This is a genomic window from Pseudomonas sp. HS6-2, assembly GCF_049325675.2.
Taxonomy (GTDB): Bacteria; Pseudomonadota; Gammaproteobacteria; order Pseudomonadales; family Pseudomonadaceae; genus Aquipseudomonas; species Aquipseudomonas putida_N.
The window spans coordinates 3,768,652-3,783,485 of record NZ_CM143906.1; the positions used below are offsets into that span (position 1 = coordinate 3,768,652).

General features: G+C 62.4%; 16 protein-coding genes and 1 pseudogene. 6 read left to right on the forward strand and 11 right to left on the reverse strand.

Going from position 1 to position 14,834, the window contains the following annotated elements:
* Nucleotides 1-43: 43 nt before the first annotated feature.
* On the reverse strand, nucleotides 44-4,750 hold the full coding sequence (locus ACOKS3_RS17405; protein ID WP_422764357.1) for an Ig-like domain-containing protein: 4,707 nt from the start codon (nucleotides 4,748-4,750) through the stop codon (nucleotides 44-46).
* A gap of 93 nt (nucleotides 4,751-4,843) precedes the next feature.
* Here ACOKS3_RS17405 and ACOKS3_RS17410 point away from each other — a divergent pair, with 93 nt between their 5' ends.
* Together ACOKS3_RS17410 and ACOKS3_RS17415 are read left to right on the forward strand one after the other, a co-directional pair.
* Nucleotides 4,844-5,500, forward strand: coding sequence for an NAD(P)/FAD-dependent oxidoreductase (locus ACOKS3_RS17410; protein ID WP_422764356.1), 657 nt, complete (start codon nucleotides 4,844-4,846; stop codon nucleotides 5,498-5,500).
* A 103-nt stretch (nucleotides 5,501-5,603) separates the two neighbouring features.
* Nucleotides 5,604-5,849: pseudogene (locus tag ACOKS3_RS17415) on the forward strand (aldehyde dehydrogenase family protein); the annotation flags it as partial.
* A 127-nt stretch (nucleotides 5,850-5,976) separates the two neighbouring features.
* Here the strand turns inward: ACOKS3_RS17415 and ACOKS3_RS17420 are convergent.
* The gene (locus ACOKS3_RS17420) at nucleotides 5,977-6,855 is read right to left on the reverse strand and encodes a DMT family transporter (RefSeq protein WP_103447893.1); all 879 of its coding nucleotides are present in this window, start codon (nucleotides 6,853-6,855) and stop codon (nucleotides 5,977-5,979) included.
* A 225-nt stretch (nucleotides 6,856-7,080) separates the two neighbouring features.
* On the opposite strand from ACOKS3_RS17420, the gene ACOKS3_RS17425 reads away from it, so the two are divergent.
* A complete protein-coding gene (locus ACOKS3_RS17425) occupies nucleotides 7,081-7,905 on the forward strand; it encodes an aldo/keto reductase (protein WP_422764355.1) in 825 nt (274 codons plus the stop codon).
* Between the two features lie 243 nt (nucleotides 7,906-8,148).
* On the opposite strand, the gene ACOKS3_RS17430 is transcribed toward ACOKS3_RS17425, so the two are convergent.
* Both ACOKS3_RS17430 and ACOKS3_RS17435 read right to left on the reverse strand, forming a co-directional pair.
* Complete coding sequence (locus tag ACOKS3_RS17430; protein WP_103447895.1) at nucleotides 8,149-8,643, reverse strand: GNAT family N-acetyltransferase; 495 nt, start codon at nucleotides 8,641-8,643, stop codon at nucleotides 8,149-8,151.
* 74 nt (nucleotides 8,644-8,717) lie between these two features.
* Nucleotides 8,718-9,125 carry a RidA family protein gene (locus tag ACOKS3_RS17435; RefSeq protein ID WP_103447896.1) on the reverse strand — a complete coding sequence of 136 codons (408 nt, stop codon included), beginning with the start codon at nucleotides 9,123-9,125 and terminating at the stop codon, nucleotides 8,718-8,720.
* A 202-nt stretch (nucleotides 9,126-9,327) separates the two neighbouring features.
* Here ACOKS3_RS17435 and ACOKS3_RS17440 point away from each other — a divergent pair, with 202 nt between their 5' ends.
* Nucleotides 9,328-9,654: a hypothetical protein gene (locus ACOKS3_RS17440; RefSeq protein ID WP_103447897.1), complete on the forward strand. Its 327-nt coding sequence runs from the start codon at nucleotides 9,328-9,330 to the stop codon at nucleotides 9,652-9,654.
* Nucleotides 9,655-9,695: 41 nt separating this feature from the next.
* On the opposite strand, the gene ACOKS3_RS17445 is transcribed toward ACOKS3_RS17440, so the two are convergent.
* Nucleotides 9,696-9,908, reverse strand: coding sequence for a PLDc N-terminal domain-containing protein (locus ACOKS3_RS17445; RefSeq protein ID WP_103447898.1), 213 nt, complete (start codon nucleotides 9,906-9,908; stop codon nucleotides 9,696-9,698).
* Between the two features lie 191 nt (nucleotides 9,909-10,099).
* Nucleotides 10,100-10,570, reverse strand: a complete 471-nt coding sequence (locus ACOKS3_RS17450; RefSeq protein ID WP_103447899.1) for an FAD/FMN-containing dehydrogenase — start codon at nucleotides 10,568-10,570, stop codon at nucleotides 10,100-10,102.
* A gap of 139 nt (nucleotides 10,571-10,709) precedes the next feature.
* Here ACOKS3_RS17450 and ACOKS3_RS17455 point away from each other — a divergent pair, with 139 nt between their 5' ends.
* Entirely contained in the window at nucleotides 10,710-11,717 is a 1,008-nt protein-coding gene (locus ACOKS3_RS17455; RefSeq protein WP_103447900.1) for a GlxA family transcriptional regulator, read from the forward strand.
* A 6-nt stretch (nucleotides 11,718-11,723) separates the two neighbouring features.
* On the opposite strand, the gene ACOKS3_RS17460 is transcribed toward ACOKS3_RS17455, so the two are convergent.
* The 5 genes from ACOKS3_RS17460 to ACOKS3_RS17480 form a co-directional block, all read right to left on the reverse strand.
* Nucleotides 11,724-12,395: a TetR/AcrR family transcriptional regulator gene (locus tag ACOKS3_RS17460; protein ID WP_103447901.1), complete on the reverse strand. Its 672-nt coding sequence runs from the start codon at nucleotides 12,393-12,395 to the stop codon at nucleotides 11,724-11,726.
* 96 nt (nucleotides 12,396-12,491) lie between these two features.
* Complete coding sequence (locus tag ACOKS3_RS17465; protein WP_422764354.1) at nucleotides 12,492-12,665, reverse strand: DUF2256 domain-containing protein; 174 nt, start codon at nucleotides 12,663-12,665, stop codon at nucleotides 12,492-12,494.
* On the reverse strand, nucleotides 12,662-13,195 hold the full coding sequence (locus tag ACOKS3_RS17470) for a DUF3833 domain-containing protein (RefSeq protein WP_422764353.1): 534 nt from the start codon (nucleotides 13,193-13,195) through the stop codon (nucleotides 12,662-12,664). The genes ACOKS3_RS17465 and ACOKS3_RS17470 overlap by 4 nt, the downstream gene beginning before the upstream one ends.
* Before the next feature lie 3 nt (nucleotides 13,196-13,198).
* On the reverse strand, nucleotides 13,199-13,741 hold the full coding sequence (locus ACOKS3_RS17475; protein ID WP_103447904.1) for a chalcone isomerase family protein: 543 nt from the start codon (nucleotides 13,739-13,741) through the stop codon (nucleotides 13,199-13,201).
* Between the two features lie 3 nt (nucleotides 13,742-13,744).
* A complete protein-coding gene (locus tag ACOKS3_RS17480) occupies nucleotides 13,745-14,383 on the reverse strand; it encodes a dihydrofolate reductase family protein (RefSeq protein WP_422764352.1) in 639 nt (212 codons plus the stop codon).
* Between the two features lie 177 nt (nucleotides 14,384-14,560).
* Between ACOKS3_RS17480 and ACOKS3_RS17485 the strand changes: the two genes are divergently transcribed.
* Nucleotides 14,561-14,809, forward strand: coding sequence for a CsbD family protein (locus ACOKS3_RS17485; protein WP_422764351.1), 249 nt, complete (start codon nucleotides 14,561-14,563; stop codon nucleotides 14,807-14,809).
* Nucleotides 14,810-14,834 lie beyond the last annotated feature (25 nt).

The window sequence follows — 14,834 nt, forward strand, 5'->3', positions numbered from 1 at the left end:
GGTCACCTCGCTAACTGCAATGTAAGAATGTTCTGGAAAGGAATTAACGGGGTGGATGAACCTTGACCCGGGTAAGGATGCCGTCAACGGCGTGCTCGTACATCAGCCTGAACTCACCATTGCCGGGCTGGGTCAGCCCCGTGAATTCGCAATTGACGGTCCATTGCACCTTGCCATCGACAAAGCGTTGCTCCACCCCGAGTGCGGGTTCGACTGACAGCCCTTGCGGATAGGCAGAAGGGCGACCGTAATAGCGCAGGTACACCGGCATGTTCAGGAGTGGATGGTCTTCCAGGTGATAGGTCAGGGTATGTTGAGTCTTCCCTGACGACGGCTGAACGATCTCGATGATTTCCGCCACGGGCTTACCATCGAATTCGATATCAACCGCCAGTGCCGGCATGAATTGGACGGCCTCGAACGGATGTGTATTACCCGCCCAGCTGGCAACCACGTTGAAGGTTTTCGGCTCCTTGCTCTTGAGCGCGAAACGGCTGACACCCTCCTCCCCCGTCACCACCACTTGTGACAGGGTGTCGTCCTCCAGCACGTTCCAGGTCACCGGATAACGCGCCACCGGCTCGCCTTCGGAACTGCAGATTTTCACTTCGAACTCCGCAGCCATGACGCCGTCAGCCACTGGCCAGTCCCAGGACTGGCCGGTTACGTACTGATCGGCATCGGCCAACACCTTGAACTCCAGCACCTTGCTGACATAGTCCTGGCCATCGGCGGTCAGTAGCGCAGTGACCTGCATGAGGCCAGCGACGGCATCCTTGAAGGTGGCACGGGCCATGCCCTTTTCATCACTCTGTGCGTCCGCCTGGTCCAACTTAGCCCCCTCGCACTCCCAGAGCAGCGGCTGGTTGGCGGCCGGCTGGCCGTCCAGGCCGAACACCCAGGCGGTGACGCTGATAGGCTGGCCGGCCACTGCCGCAGAAGTGAGATTCAATGCCCTGATGAAGGGCCTGTTGGCGAAACCGATGTTTCGGACAATCGGGTCCAAAGTGCCGAACCAGACCAACACGCGTCCCTCGCCCGCCTCCATGCTCCGCACCCTCATGGTGCTGATGCCGTCACGATCGGTCGTGCTGTTGCCATCGCTGTCGACGAGATAGCCAATACTGGTGGAATAGGACACAAGACGATCCCCCCCCAGGTTTCCAAGCACATCCCTGAGTTGAAACTTCAGGGTGTAGGTTCCCTGGTTACCCGCTGGAAGCCAGGGTTCTTCGGGCCTGCTACCTATCGCCCAAAGCCCTAACGTCAAGTCATCGCAATCGATCACCACCGGTGGTGCGTATGCCTCACTGTCGAGCAGATAACTGGCTTTGACATTCGCTACGCCCTGGGCGTCTCCCGCTTGCAAGGTCACGGTGGCTCGCCCCTGTTCATCGGTGTAACTGAAGCGGTCCAGCAAATCGCCCTGATCGGTGGACCAGTTCACCCGGATACCCGGCACGGGCTGGTTGTCCATGTCCAGCAAGGTCAGCGTCAGGATCGAGCGCTTCTCATGCTCTTCGTACAGGTCTTCTTCAGCCGATTTGGCAATCAGCCGCAGAGAACTGGCGGTGCAGCGTGTGGACAAACTCTGACGCAGTTCCTCATCGTCTCTGGGCGCATCGACCGTATGCCTGAGGCTGCTGAGCATTTCCTCCGCCGTCGCCCGATAGGCACTCGTATCGGAGCCTGGACCAAGCTGGCTGAGCTTCATCAGCGAGACTGCGCTCAAGCCGGTTTTCTTGCACAACTCCCGGGTATCGAGCAGTGCACAGAATTGGGCCAGGTTGCGGATGATGCCGTCGACCGACACCAGTCTCGCCACATCCAGGACTTCGCGAATGCCGCACCCCAGAAGATTGGCAACCTTCTCGGCGGCAGCATCCTTGACCAGTCGGCGTTCGTTGTCGCTCATCTCACCCAGGGCTTCGACCAACGAGAAGTAGCCGAGCAATTGCGCTTCCGACTGCCTGGCCGTACGCAGCAAGCGCGTGTAGCGCTCCAGGTAGTACAGCGTCGGTAATGTCAGTTCAGGGGTCTGGATACTGAAGCGTTGGCGCTGGGTGCGCACCAACAGGCTGGAGAATAACGCCGGGCTCAGTGCAAACTGCCTGACCACTTCGGCGCGGCGCTGCATTTGCCGCTCCAGCGGCAGGATGGCCTTGAGCTGTACAGAGTCCAGTTGTTGCGGGTCGAAGCCGATGGCGCTTTCCATCCACTTATGCACATTGGACTCGGCCCAGTAGATCACCGGGATGACCATGCTGGACTCAAGTTCGAGCAGCTGCGCCAGTTGCTCCTGCACCGCCCCCCACTGTTGCGCGCGCACACGCAGTACCACCCCAAGAATCAGACTGGTCAGGCGCTCGGCTTCATCGTCGGTCAATACAGGCAGTTCAGGTTCCTCGGCTGAGCGGACCGCCGATACCGCAGTACGGTCCGGTTCCTGCGGCTGCAACTGCTCGATTACTGCCTGGATTTCCCGCCTGGCAAAGTCTTCATACAGCACCGGGTCGAAGTCCTCTTCCGGGTCACCGCTGTCAGTGATCAAACCGTCACCGTCAACGACCTGCAGCAGATAGCTTTGCCAGTTGCCCCTGTTGAGCGGGGTTACTCCGGCTTCCTCGAGCAGGGCGTTGAACGCCCGGAAGGGCTGCAGCTTGCTCGCCAGCTCGGTCAGCAGGGTCCTGACGTCCATGGAGGCCACATCCGAACGCTCGTGGGGCAGTAACTGCCGCACCAGCCAGACGATCGGAATTTCCTGCTCCCGACACCAGAGCACACTCGTCGCGAGGGCATGAACGACGTTGATCACATCGGTCTGTGTCGTATCGCTGCGGTACGTCGCAACCTGCGGTTTGCCAGCCAAGCGCAGCGCGTAGAGGCCTTCCGGGTTGAACACTTCCAGCAGCGACAGCAGCTCTACGGGGGTGATCGCCAACAGACGGGCCAGCCATACCAGCCGGTAGAAAGCCGAAACCACCGGCAGCGAACGCGTCAGGCTTCCTTGAGCCTGCATGATCACGCGCGCCAGGGGCCGGAAGGTTTCCCTATTGATGCCCAGGCCACTGCACAACAGGTCGATGAAACGTTTACTTTTTTCATCGTCATCGGTCAGGCTGAGTGGCTCTTGATCCAGCCACAGGACGTTGGGGCTGTTGCTATTGAAAACCTGATCGAACTGGCTGGGTACCTTGCTGGTGCCATAGATGGACATATCAGCAAGCAGAACGGAAAAATCGTCGGTAAACCGGGCCAGGCGCTCCGGCGTGTCCGCCAGCGCAAAACGCTCGCGCAGAAACTGGAACAGCCCCAGGCTCCTCAGCGTGTCGGACGTGATCACCATTGGCCTTTCGGCATTGCTCAGGCGCCCTCGGCTGCGTTCGATCACGGTATGCGTCTCGCCGTCGATGGCGGCGCAGAGCAGCCGGTCAGCGTCTGCGTATTCCAGGCCAAGGGCATTGGCCACGCGCACCAGGCGGTTGACCCGGTCGCACCGGGCAGCCGTGAGAAAGAGGAACTCGTGCTGTTTCTCATCCCCGCCCTGATTGCCGACCGCAACCGGATCAGTGCCACCACTGTTGATGAAACGAGCACCGGCCAGGCTGGCGCTGGCCCATTTCACCGTGGCCTCCGGCACATTGGCAGAGCGCAGCGGCGTATGCTCAGCCAGGGCGAACAGCCGCTGCATGCCTGCTTGGTCAACCTGCAATGCCTGGCAGAAATTGACCACGTTCTGTAGGTCCGGGTACCCCTGGACACCAAAATTGCGCCGAAAGAAATCTGCTTCAGCCTCGGCATCGCTCAGGCCAGCTTGCCCTTCACCACGCGTCGTCAGGGCCTGCAGCTCAGCTGTCAGCCGGGTAAGTTGAATAGCTTTGCCTTCTTCGAAATACGGTGGTTCAAGCAGCAGCTTACGCAGCAGCGGCCCCATTGCAGCGTCTTGCTGCAGCGCATCGTCAGAGCGCGATGAATGGGCGCCCGGGCGAATGAAGTACGGGGCCTGGATGTCACTTAGGCGCGAGACTTCACTCAGGTGCACCTTGTTGTGTGCCAGTACGGTACGGATCTGCTGCCAGTAGGCTTCGTAGGGAAACAACCGGGGTGGATAGCGCACCTCAAGCAGTCTGTCTTCGACTTGCGTCACGTCTTGCGGTGTTTGCTGGCGCTGCGTTTCGATCAACTGCTGCAACGCCTGCACAACGACCTCGACCTGAGTCACCTCCTGGTTCATGGTTTGCGCATCGAGCATGAGCCTGAACACATCTGGCCGGCGATCTCGCAGGGTCAGCGCGCGGTCGGCAACGGCCTCGGGCTCCAGATGTTGCTCGACGAACAGGAGCAAGTCGATCAGGTAGGCGGCGGGGGACACGGAAGCGCCTACCGCCTGAGGATCAGCGTTGTTGCCCCAGGTCGGGCGAAACTGGTTTTCAAAGGTAGGCCCGGTCGACTGTGCGAGGGGGCCTTTGAGTTCGTCCGCTGAACGCCTGCCGCCGTCGCTCAGGCGCTTCTCGCGGAACGCCCGCATCATGGCTGCAGTGGTGACATCCAGGCGCGCCTTGAGCTGCTCGGCTTGCGCGTGGGTCAGGGAGGGGAACTGCGCCATCAGCGCAGTTGGGCGCATGCGCTGCAGGCCGGTCAGCAAATCGTCGGACAGCGACACCGTATCGAGATTGACCTTGATCCCGGGCTCTGTACCGAGCAGCCTTTCGAATAGCGATACGGCTGTGGTAGATCTGCGTTTTGCCATTGTTCTCTCCCGATTACACGCTTGTTGTCCTGCTCGGTGATACGGCGTCGGGAGAAAATTAACTGGGTTACTGCAACTGCGAAACTGGTAGAAATGTCAGGTGCGGGTGGCAGGTGGGTATGCAAAACTCGGCATTTTCAAAAGGCTATAACTCAGGGTCGAAGCACACCTTGTCGCCGTGCCAGTCAAACCGCTCCACCTCATGCCGGCGCTTGCGGAAGCTGTACGGCGTCTCGCCATACTGCTTGCGGGACCATCTGCGGCGACGTCGGGGCCCGGCGCATCTGCGAGGCGGCGGAATCGGCGATCGACGAGATCGGCAGTTTCTGCCAGGAGCACGGTATCGATGCCCAGTACCGCAAGGACGGCTGGCTGTGGACCGCGACCAATCAGCGGCAGATGAACTCCTGGCGGGTGCTCACCGACGGCCTGCAGAAGCTCGACGTCAACCCGTTCCAGAGCCTGGACCGCGAAACCATTCGCGGCCGCGTCGGCTCGCCGCTGGTGCTGGGCGGCATCTTCGACCCCAACGCCGCCACCGTGCAGCCGGCCATGCTCGCCCGTGGCCTGCGCCGGGTGGCGCTGAAGCTTGGGGTGAAGATCTTCGAGAAGTCGCCGTTCACCCATTTGGTACGCGGCAAGAACCCCGTCGTGCACACCGCCAAAGGCCACGTGAAGGCCAATCACGTGGTACTGGCGCTCAACGCCTGGGGCGCGCAGTTTGAGCTACGGCATCGGCTTCTCGGGTAACGGCGTGGCCACCACCGTGTTCGCCAGCCGCATCATCAAGTCGCTGGCCACCCACGCCAATGACGAATGGGCCAAGCGCGGCCTGGTCAACCAGAAGATGAAGCTTGCCGCTGCCGAGGACACGGCGTTTGGTTTGTCGGCGGGCATCGTCACCACCTCGCTGCGCCATGCCGAGCACTTCAAGCGCAACAGCTCGGCGGGGATGGTGATGGTCAATCTGCCGACGGCGGGGGTGGATTACCATGTGCCGTTTGGTGGCAATGGTGCTTAGAGCCTGGGGTCGCGGGAACAAGGCACCCATGCGCGGCAGTTCTTTACTCGGGTGAAGACCACTTGCCAGTTGGCCTGACACGGCCATGGGGCCGCTTTGCGGCCCATCGCCGGCAAGCGCGGCTCCCACATGGAACTGCATTCTTCTGTGAGCGGCCTTGTGCCGCGAAAGGACTGCGCAGCAGCCCCGGCAATCTCAAGCCCATTTACTTTTTGCGCTGCATCCATGCAGCGCCCAAGCCACTCAGGCAGATGATGGCGATACCCAGCAAGCTCGCGCTGTCGGGCACCTGACCGTAGATCAGCAGCCCCAGCAACCCGGCAAACACGATCTGGCAGTAGCTGAACGGCGCCAGCAGCGCTGGCGCGGCATGGCGGAAGGCCTGAGTCAGCAGCAGGTGCGCGCTCATGCCAAAGCCGCCCAGGGCCAGCATCAGCAACCCATGCTCCCAACGCGGCACTTCCCAGAAGAACGGCACCAGCGCACTCATCACCAGAGTGTTGCACAGCCCGGCGTAGAAGTTGCTGGTGGTCGGGCTGTCGTAGGCTGCCAGGATGCGCGTGAGCAGTTGATAGAAGCAGAAGCCCAATGCCGAACCGAATGGATAGAGGATCGCCGGGGTGAACATCGCACCACCGGGGTGCACCACCACCAGCACACCGATGAAACCCAGTACCACCGCCACCCATTGCCCGGTCGTCACCCGCTCCTTGAGCAAGGGCGCCGACAACGCGGTGACCAGCACCGGGGCGAGGAAGTTGACCGAGGTTGCTTCGGCCAGCGGCAGGTATTGCAGGCCAGTGGTGAACAGCAGGCTGGTACTCAGCAGGCTTAGCGCCCGCAAGGTCTGCAGCACCGGACGGCGGGTGCGCAGCACATTGAGGCCCGACTTGGGCAGGAAGATCCCGGCCATCAGCAGCGTGTGCACCACGTAGCGGGCCCACACCACCATGATGATCGGGTACAGCCCACCGAGGAACTTGGACAAGGCATCGTGACTGGCGAACAGGAACGTCGCCACCACCACCAGGGCGATGCCGCGCAGGGGTTGGTTGACTCCGGACAGCGGTGTGCTGGAACTCATGGCGTTCTCGACGGCGGCGCGGCTGCATGCTGCGCCAGGGAAAGGTGCGACAGCACGGATTCTAGAAGAGATACGACGACTTGAGGAAGTTCATTTCCAGGCTTTGCGTGTCACGTTTGCCATACCGTTCGCTGATCGACCACTTTCCGCCCCGGCTGCATGGTCCGTGCCCGGCAATGCGCGCACCATCGATGACGGACCCTCGACCTCGAACAAGGAGTTTTCATGCAACGGCTCACCACCCGCAACGGCCTCGACCTGCCCTGCATTGGCCTGGGCACCTGGCCGATGACCGGCGACGCCTGCACCCGCGCCGTGCACCAGGCGCTGGAACTGGGTTACCGGCACATCGACACAGCCACTGCCTACGACAACGAGGCTGCCGTCGGCCAGGCGCTGCGCGACAGCCGCGTGCCCCGCGAGCAGATCCACCTGACCACCAAGGTCTGGTGGGACCGCCTGGCGCCCCAGGCCATGCGCCAGTCGCTGGAAGACAGCCTGCGCGCGCTGGGCACCGAACAGGTCGACCTGTTCCACATCCACTGGCCCGGCAAGGATTGGGACCTGGCCCGCAGCATCGAAACCCTGGTGGCCCTGCGTGATGAAGGCAAGGCGCGCAGCATTGGCGTGGCCAACTTCCCGCTTGGCCTGCTGCGCCGCGTGATCGAGGATCTGGGCGCGCCGCTGTCGGCGATCCAGGTCGAATACCACGTATTGCTCAGCCAGCAACCGCTGCTCGACTACGCCCGCCAGCATGACCTGCTGCTGACCGCCTATACCCCGTTGGCCCGCGGCCGTGCGGCGGAGCAGGCGGTGATCCGCGAGATTGCGCGCAAGCATGATGTGCTGCCGAGCCAGGTGGCGTTGAAGTGGTTGCTGGACCAGGATGGGGTGGCGGTGATTCCCAAGGCCAGCAGCCGGGAAAATCAGCTGGCCAACCTGGCGGCGCTCGAGCTACAACTGGATGCTGCTGACCGCGCACTGATTGCCGGGTTGCCGAAGGATCAGCGGGTGGTCAGCCCGGACTTTGCCCCGGACTGGAATAGCTGAGCCCAGCAAGGGCCTCTTCGCGGGACAAGCCCGTTCCTACAGGGGAACGCGAATCCCTGTAGGAACGGGCCTGTCCCGCGAATGGGCTGCAAAGCAGCCCCAGTGGCACTTCAGCCAAGCACCGCCACCTGCTTCGAGCGCTCACTGGCCGGCGCCGGCCGCCCGTTGGCGACAATACCGTCGGGGGTGAGCAGGTAGATGGCATAATCCACCACGCTCTGGATCAACAGCCGGTACTGGCATTCAGTGCCGAGTGGAGGTCACCTGGTAGGTGAGCAGGTCCGGGTCATCGCCGGGGAAGATCTGTTGCACTGGCCGATGCAGGTCGGCTAGCACCGCCTTGCAGAAGGCCACCGCGATCGGGTCCAGGGCGTAGCAGCGCAGCAGCCAGTCACCCGGGCTGGCGAGAAATTGGTTGGCCACGGCGCGGCCGATGCCCTGGCGCCGATAGCGCTTGAGGATGAACAGGTCGGCCAGTTCCAGCGCCTCGATGCCGGCCAGCTCACTGCGTTCGATCAGCACGAAGCCGGCGATGTAACCGTCCACCAGCACCAGGCTGGCGCTCCAGCCTGGGGACTGCCAGTAGCGCTGCAGGTGCTCTTCGTGAATGTAGAAACGGCCGTCCACCTCGACATCTTCCTGCTCCCAGTCGGAGGACTCGTAGGCATAGAACTGATAGAGGTTGCGAATCAGCTCGGCCTGGTCGGGGGTGGTCGGCAGCAGTTCAATGGGCAGCATGGCTGGGATGGCTCGGGGAAAAGGTCATTCTAAGGCTTTTGTAGTGCCTGTACTGGCCCTTTCGCGGGGCAAGCTTATGCAATAGCCGCGACAGCCTCGATCTCCACCAGCATTCCATCCAGCGCCAAGCGCGGCACCGGTATCAGCGTGCAGGTCGGCTTCATGTGCCCTCCCCACGCAAGATCCGCTTCAGCCACCCACTGCGCCAGGCGTTCCTCACTGTGATCGACAATCAGCAATGTCAGCTTGAACACCTGTGCCAACTCCGCCCCTTTCGAAGCCAGCGCAGTCTGCAGATTGGCCAGCGCCTGGCGGGCCTGCCCTGCAAATTCGGGAGAAAGCTGCCCATCGGCATCCTCCCCACCCTGCCCGGCGATAAACAGCAGGCGGCTGCCGGCGGTCACCTCGGCAACATGGGAGTAGGCATTGGCGCTGGGGTCGTACAGGCCTTGTGGATTGGACAGCTGGAATGCGTGGGTCATGGAACGCTCCTTCGTGTGAATGAGCATCCGAGTCTGTGGGCTCGAGTTAGGTAGAGGTCAAGCTGCTGTAGGAAATTTCGCTATTACTGCATAGAAGCTCAACACCGCGTATGTAGGATTGCTCCGCACAGTTCGCTGGATTGCAGCTCCCAGCATGGAGGCCAGAGCCGCGGCGTAGCGCCGCTTCACTGAAGGAAAAGCCATGAGCACGTCATACGAATTCCAACTCGCCTACACCATCAGCCCTGAGAGCAAAGAGCACGAAGGTGACGCCGCAGTAGCGCGCACTCACCTACGTGAAGAGATGGGCTGGAAGACCTCCGGCAAGGTCGAAACGACGCTACACGGTAAGCTGGTTCTGTCGCCCGGTACGAAGGAGGAAAAACGCAAAGAAGCCAGCAAGTCGATTCGCACCCGCATCCACGATGCGTTCAAGGCGCTTGAGGTAGACAAGACGGTCAGCTTCGCCGGCAGCCTGATGGTCAGTGGCCTCGACCCAGCCATCAAGATCGGTATAACGCCAGACTGAAACCTTCGGTATCAGGCGCCTTGCGCCTGATACCTACCCGGTCATTTCTCCTGCAGCACCGCCCTGCCCTTCACCGCCCGCGGCCCCCGCCAGGCCCAGAACAGCAACCCCGGGAACGGTGCATAGACCACGAACACGATCCACAGCATCTTGCGCTCCGCGCGCCGTTCGCTGCCGATGATGTGCCAGATGGCGAAGACCTCCAGCAGGATGACCAGGGCCGCGACAATGATCCAGATGGTTCCGATTTCCATGAGCACTCTCCCGTTGGCATGTACTGGTTTGGGTTACAGTCAGCCGTGAGGGTTCACTCGGATTTGCTGCGTGCGTTCAGTGACAACCCGTGCGTCTCAAGTCTCCGAGTGTCGGGCGGCCTGGACGATGAGGGCAATCAGTTGCGTCACCACGGCCAGAGCCCTGTCACGGACAGGGCTCTGGCACATCATCAGGGCCCCGGCACCCCGTCCAGGGCCGCCTTGAGCGCTACGGCATCTGCAAAGGCCTGCTCGCTCACCAGCACCCCATCCTTCAAGCGCAGCCATGAAACCTGCCCTGCCTGCCCCGGATAGCGACTGGCAATACGGCCTTCGCGGTCGAGCAACACCCGATAGCTGTAATCGCGCATCGCCGGAATGGCGAACAGCTTGCTGATCAGCGCTGGCATCCGCTGGATATCAGCGACGAACACCGCATCGCGCGCCTCCAGGTAGCCCTTGGGCGCATCGGCCAGGGCGGCCTTGACCAGCTTGGCGCCATCCATGTCGCGGGCCACCAGCAGTATGTGAGTGTCGGCGTTCAGGCTGTAAGGCTGGTCGTACTGGTCAAGCAGCGTCCAGGGCGCCAACCGCTCGCCTGTCTCAAGGGCTTGGGCCAGCAACGGCAGCAGACCGAACAGTAATGCGATGGCGTATTTCATCGAGGTTCTCCAGAACAGGATCGCCAGCATAGCCCACTTGCCTCAACACGACCTGCAATACGACACGCGCCCACCGGAAGTTGTCTTTCCCGCACGCTCCCGCCACACTCTGCTGGCCAGCCAGGAAGCGGAGTCCAGAGTGCCCACCCCACGTCAGTTCAGCAAGAAGACCAGCACCAGCAACATGCTGCGGCTCAAGGCCAGCGCCGGTAGCCCCGAGGCCCCCTACCGCGTCGACTTCATCCTGCTCGAGCACTTCTCGATGGCCAGCTTCACCGTGGCCATGGACGTGCTGGTCACCGCCAACCTGCTGCGCGCCGACAGCTTCCGCTTCACTCCACTGTCACTCAAGGGTGACCGGGTCCTGAGCGACCTGGGCCTGGAACTGGTCGCCAGCGAACTGTCTGCCAGCGAACTCAAGGAACTTGACCTGCTGATCGTCTGCGGCGGCCTGCGCACACCGCTGAAATACCCCGAACTCGACCGCCTGCTGGACGACTGCGCCAGCCACGGCATGGCCTTGGGCGGGCTGTGGAACGGCGCCTGGTTCCTCGGCCGGGCCGGCGTGCTCGACGACTACGGCTGCAGCATCCACCCCGAACAGCGCGCCAGCCTGTCCGAGCGCAGCCCGCAAACCCGCATCACCCCGGCCAGCTTCACCCTGGATCGAGACCGCCTCAGCGCCGCCAGTCCCAACGGAGCCATGGAGCTGATGCTCGGCCTGGTGCGCCGCCTGTATGGCGATGGCCTGGCCGAGGGCGTGGAAGAAATCCTGTCGTTCTCCGGCGCCCGCTACCGTCAGGTCGGCCCCGGGGCGAAAAAGTCCATGAGCCTGCACCTGCGCACCATCGTCGAGCTGATGGAAAACAACCTCGAAGAGACCCTGAGCCTCGACCAGCTGGCGGCCTACAGCGGCCGCTCGCGTCGGCAGATCGACCGCCTGTTCCAGGCCCAGCTCGGCACTTCGCCGCGGCGCTACTACATGGAACTGCGCATCACCAAGAGCCGCCGCCTGCTGCAGTACTCCGACCTGTCGGTGATGGAGGTGGCAGTGGCCTGCGGCTTTGTCTCAGTGTCGCACTTCAGCAAGTGCTATGCCGCCTACTTCGGCTACCCGCCGTCACGCGAGCAACGGCTAGGCGAGTAAAAGGGTTCAGGCGCGGATGTAGCTGAGCACCACATCGCAGATCATCTGCCGGTGGCGTTGCTTGACCTGCTCGTCCGCCAGGTCGATCTGGAAGATGTCACCGAAGGTGTGGCGGTTAGACACGCGGTAGAAGCAGAACGAACTCATCAGCATGTGCAGGTCGATGACCTCGATGCCTTCGCGGAACACGCCCTCTTTCACGCCACGCGCCAGGGTGCTGCCCAATGCCTGCAGCACCAGGCTGCTCATCTCGCGAATGGCCGGGGACTTCTTGACGTACTCGCCGTAATGGATGTTCTCGGTGCAGACCATGCGCACGAAATCGACGTTGCGGTCGTGGTGGTCGAAAGTGAACTCGGACAGCCGGCGAATGGCCTGCTCGGCCGGCAGCGACTCCAGGTCCAGGCTCTGCTCGGTCTTGCGGATGTCGCCATACAGCTTGACCAGGCACTCGACGTACAGCTGCTCCTTGCTACCGAAGTAGTAGTAGATCATGCGCTTGGAAGTGGCCGTGCGCTCGGCGATGGCGTCCACACGCGCGCCGGCCAGGCCCTGCTGGACGAACTCGTTGATGGCGGCCTGGAGGATGTCCTCGCGGGTTTTCTCGGGGTTGTTCTTGCGCGGTTGGCGCGTAGCCGAGGGTTCAGGCGGGCTGAGAGGGGCTACGGGGTTGCTCATGGCGGCTCACGGGGTATTTTTTGGGATTTGGGGGATTATCCGTGAGTGGCGAGGGGCTGGGAAGCAGGCTTTTGTTTAGGCTGGCTCAGCGCATGTTCACCTTGCATCAGATGATGCTTCACTCGCCTGCGGCTCGCGGCGTTTGGCTGCGCGGCGGCAGCGCTCGGAGCAGTAGCGCACCTCATCCCAACAGCGCGCCCAGCGCTTGCGCCAGGTGAACGGCAAGCCGCAGACGACACAGTTCTTGCTGGGCAGCTCACCCTTGTTCATGGCGAGCCTTGCGCCATGCGGCGGAAGAACAAGGTGATCTGCCCGACTTCCACGCCCAGCTTGCTCATGCGCGTGCGGTTGATCAGGGTGTCCTCGTCCATCAGGTACATCCAGTCATCCATGTCCATGGTCCAGTGCCGACCATCGACCGGCAGGTCCAGCTGGTAGCGCCATTGCAGGGCGTTGCCGGCCATGATGCCAGTGGCCTCACCGATCACATCGCCTGCCGTGCCGCGCCAGCGGTTGGGGCCGTCGGGGGTCAGGGTCCAGGTTCGCTGCTGGCGGGTACCGTCGCTGTAAACGAAATGCTCGTCGAGGATCAGTCGCTCACCTTCGCGGCGGCTGTCGATACGCACATGGAAGCGCTTGACCACCTCCCCCGAGCGCTTCTGGAACATGCCCCAAGCCTGCACCGGCTGAGAAAAGAACGCCACCAGGTCCAGGCGCGGTTGCTCCTGGGCATACTGCTCGACCCCGACCTTGCAACTGCCCAGCAGCAGGCAGGCGATCAACATGAGTGCCTTGTACATGCCTCAACCTCCTCGTTCGCTCCCGCCCACCCCTAGCAGGCGCTCGCGCAGCTGTGCATCGCGGGCCCGGGGATCCAGCCAGATGGCGAAGAATGCACGGGCGAAGGCCGGGTCCGTCACTTCCCGGCTGAGTTGGCCATCGACGTAGAAACGGCACCCCAGGCCGGGCAGATACAGGCCGGTGATGTTCATGCCCGGGCGCACATCCACGAAGGCTTCAGCCATGGCGGCTGACCAGCGCTTGACGGTGTCGCTGGGCAATGGCTGCTTCGCCAGCCGTTGTATTTCATCGATGCTGGCCTGCACCAGTGTGTTCCGTGATAGCGACCGGTGGTAGACCAGTTCGAGGGCGAATGGCTCATCCCAGCTCCACGAGGCACTGGCACGCCACAGGCGGGCGCTGTAAAGGCGCAGGCCGAACCAGGTGAAATCGCCACTGCCCGCCACCTGCGCGGCAGGCAGTGACGCGCGCCAATCCGCGCTTGCGGGCGGTACCAACGCCAGCAAGGCGATCAGCGCGAATACGCGAATAGCCAGGCTCGACATCCCTCACGCTCGCACATAGCGCAGGTGCGTGGCGTCTGGCGTATGGAATGCTTTTTCGACTCGAAACTTGGCCACGGGCTCATGCAGGTTGTCGAACAGGCGTCTTCCGCTACCGAAGAGCACCGGGGCCAGGGCAACTTCCAGTTCGTCGATGGCATCCATGCGCAAATACTGCTGTATCACGTCCGCGCCACCGCAGATGCGGATGTCACGACCGCCTGCAACCGCCCTGGCCTTCTCGAGGGCTTGCGCTGGCCCCTCGTTGCAGAAGTGGAACGTCGTCCCGCCCGGGCGCATCCACGGTTCGCGCTTTTCGCGGGTGAGCACGTACACCGGGCAATGGAAAGGCGCTTCCTCCGGCCAGCTGCGCTCGCCCTGCTCGAACATGCGCTTGCCCATGATGGCGGCGCCGGTACGCTCCAGGGTGTGGCAGAGCATGTCGTTGACCGGGCCGGTCTCGCCGCCCGAGGCGAACATGAGGTGCTCGCGGAAGTATTGCTGCTTGAGGATCCAGCTCATCAGCTCGCCCCACCGGGCGCCCCAGTGCTTGTACTCGGGGCTGTCCCAGTGCGCGATATCCATGCCTTCCGGGGCCATGTAGCCGTCGAGGCTGAGGCCGATGTTGACGAATACCTTGCTCATGATTGCCCTCTCGACTGGACAGTTCACAACTTCCGGATAGAAGTCACATAAGCATAGGTGACCAGAATTCGCTCGCCGTGCGAGGTGCAGGATACGTATTGGGAACTAAGCCATAGCCACTGCCCCCTAACCCTGTGCGACAACCCCATGGCCATTCACAGGAAGGTTTGATTAATCATGAAGCGTGAACAGATCGAAGGTGTGGCAGAGAAACTGGCTGGCAAGGCGCAGAGCGCGGCTGGGCAGTGGCTGGAGGACCCGGCCTTGGAAGCTGAAGGTGATGCCCGTCAGGCGTCCGGGGAACTGACCAAGCGCTACGGCGATGCCCTCGAAAACGTCTCGGCATTCGTCAGGGAGAAACCACTGACGGCGCTTGCGGTGGCTGCAGGGCTTGCGCTGGTGGTCAGCCGTTTGTTGCGACGCTGACCCTGCAGCGGCGCATCGCCGAGTG

Coding starts and splice junctions, on each gene's coding strand:
- ACOKS3_RS17425 (WP_422764355.1), top strand. CDS start 7,081: ATGCAACGGCTCACCACCCGCAACGGCCTCGACCTGCCCTGCATTGGC.
- ACOKS3_RS17440 (WP_103447897.1), top strand. CDS start 9,328: ATGAGCACGTCATACGAATTCCAACTCGCCTACACCATCAGCCCTGAG.
- ACOKS3_RS17410 (WP_422764356.1), top strand. CDS start 4,844: ATGTCAGGTGCGGGTGGCAGGTGGGTATGCAAAACTCGGCATTTTCAA.
- ACOKS3_RS17450 (WP_103447899.1), bottom strand. CDS start 10,570: ATGAAATACGCCATCGCATTACTGTTCGGTCTGCTGCCGTTGCTGGCC.
- ACOKS3_RS17475 (WP_103447904.1), bottom strand. CDS start 13,741: ATGTCGAGCCTGGCTATTCGCGTATTCGCGCTGATCGCCTTGCTGGCG.
- ACOKS3_RS17485 (WP_422764351.1), top strand. CDS start 14,561: ATGAAGCGTGAACAGATCGAAGGTGTGGCAGAGAAACTGGCTGGCAAG.
- ACOKS3_RS17430 (WP_103447895.1), bottom strand. CDS start 8,643: ATGCTGCCCATTGAACTGCTGCCGACCACCCCCGACCAGGCCGAGCTG.
- ACOKS3_RS17435 (WP_103447896.1), bottom strand. CDS start 9,125: ATGACCCACGCATTCCAGCTGTCCAATCCACAAGGCCTGTACGACCCC.
- ACOKS3_RS17445 (WP_103447898.1), bottom strand. CDS start 9,908: ATGGAAATCGGAACCATCTGGATCATTGTCGCGGCCCTGGTCATCCTG.
- ACOKS3_RS17470 (WP_422764353.1), bottom strand. CDS start 13,195: ATGTACAAGGCACTCATGTTGATCGCCTGCCTGCTGCTGGGCAGTTGC.
- ACOKS3_RS17420 (WP_103447893.1), bottom strand. CDS start 6,855: ATGAGTTCCAGCACACCGCTGTCCGGAGTCAACCAACCCCTGCGCGGC.
- ACOKS3_RS17465 (WP_422764354.1), bottom strand. CDS start 12,665: ATGAACAAGGGTGAGCTGCCCAGCAAGAACTGTGTCGTCTGCGGCTTG.
- ACOKS3_RS17405 (WP_422764357.1), bottom strand. CDS start 4,750: ATGGCAAAACGCAGATCTACCACAGCCGTATCGCTATTCGAAAGGCTG.
- ACOKS3_RS17460 (WP_103447901.1), bottom strand. CDS start 12,395: ATGAGCAACCCCGTAGCCCCTCTCAGCCCGCCTGAACCCTCGGCTACG.
- ACOKS3_RS17480 (WP_422764352.1), bottom strand. CDS start 14,383: ATGAGCAAGGTATTCGTCAACATCGGCCTCAGCCTCGACGGCTACATG.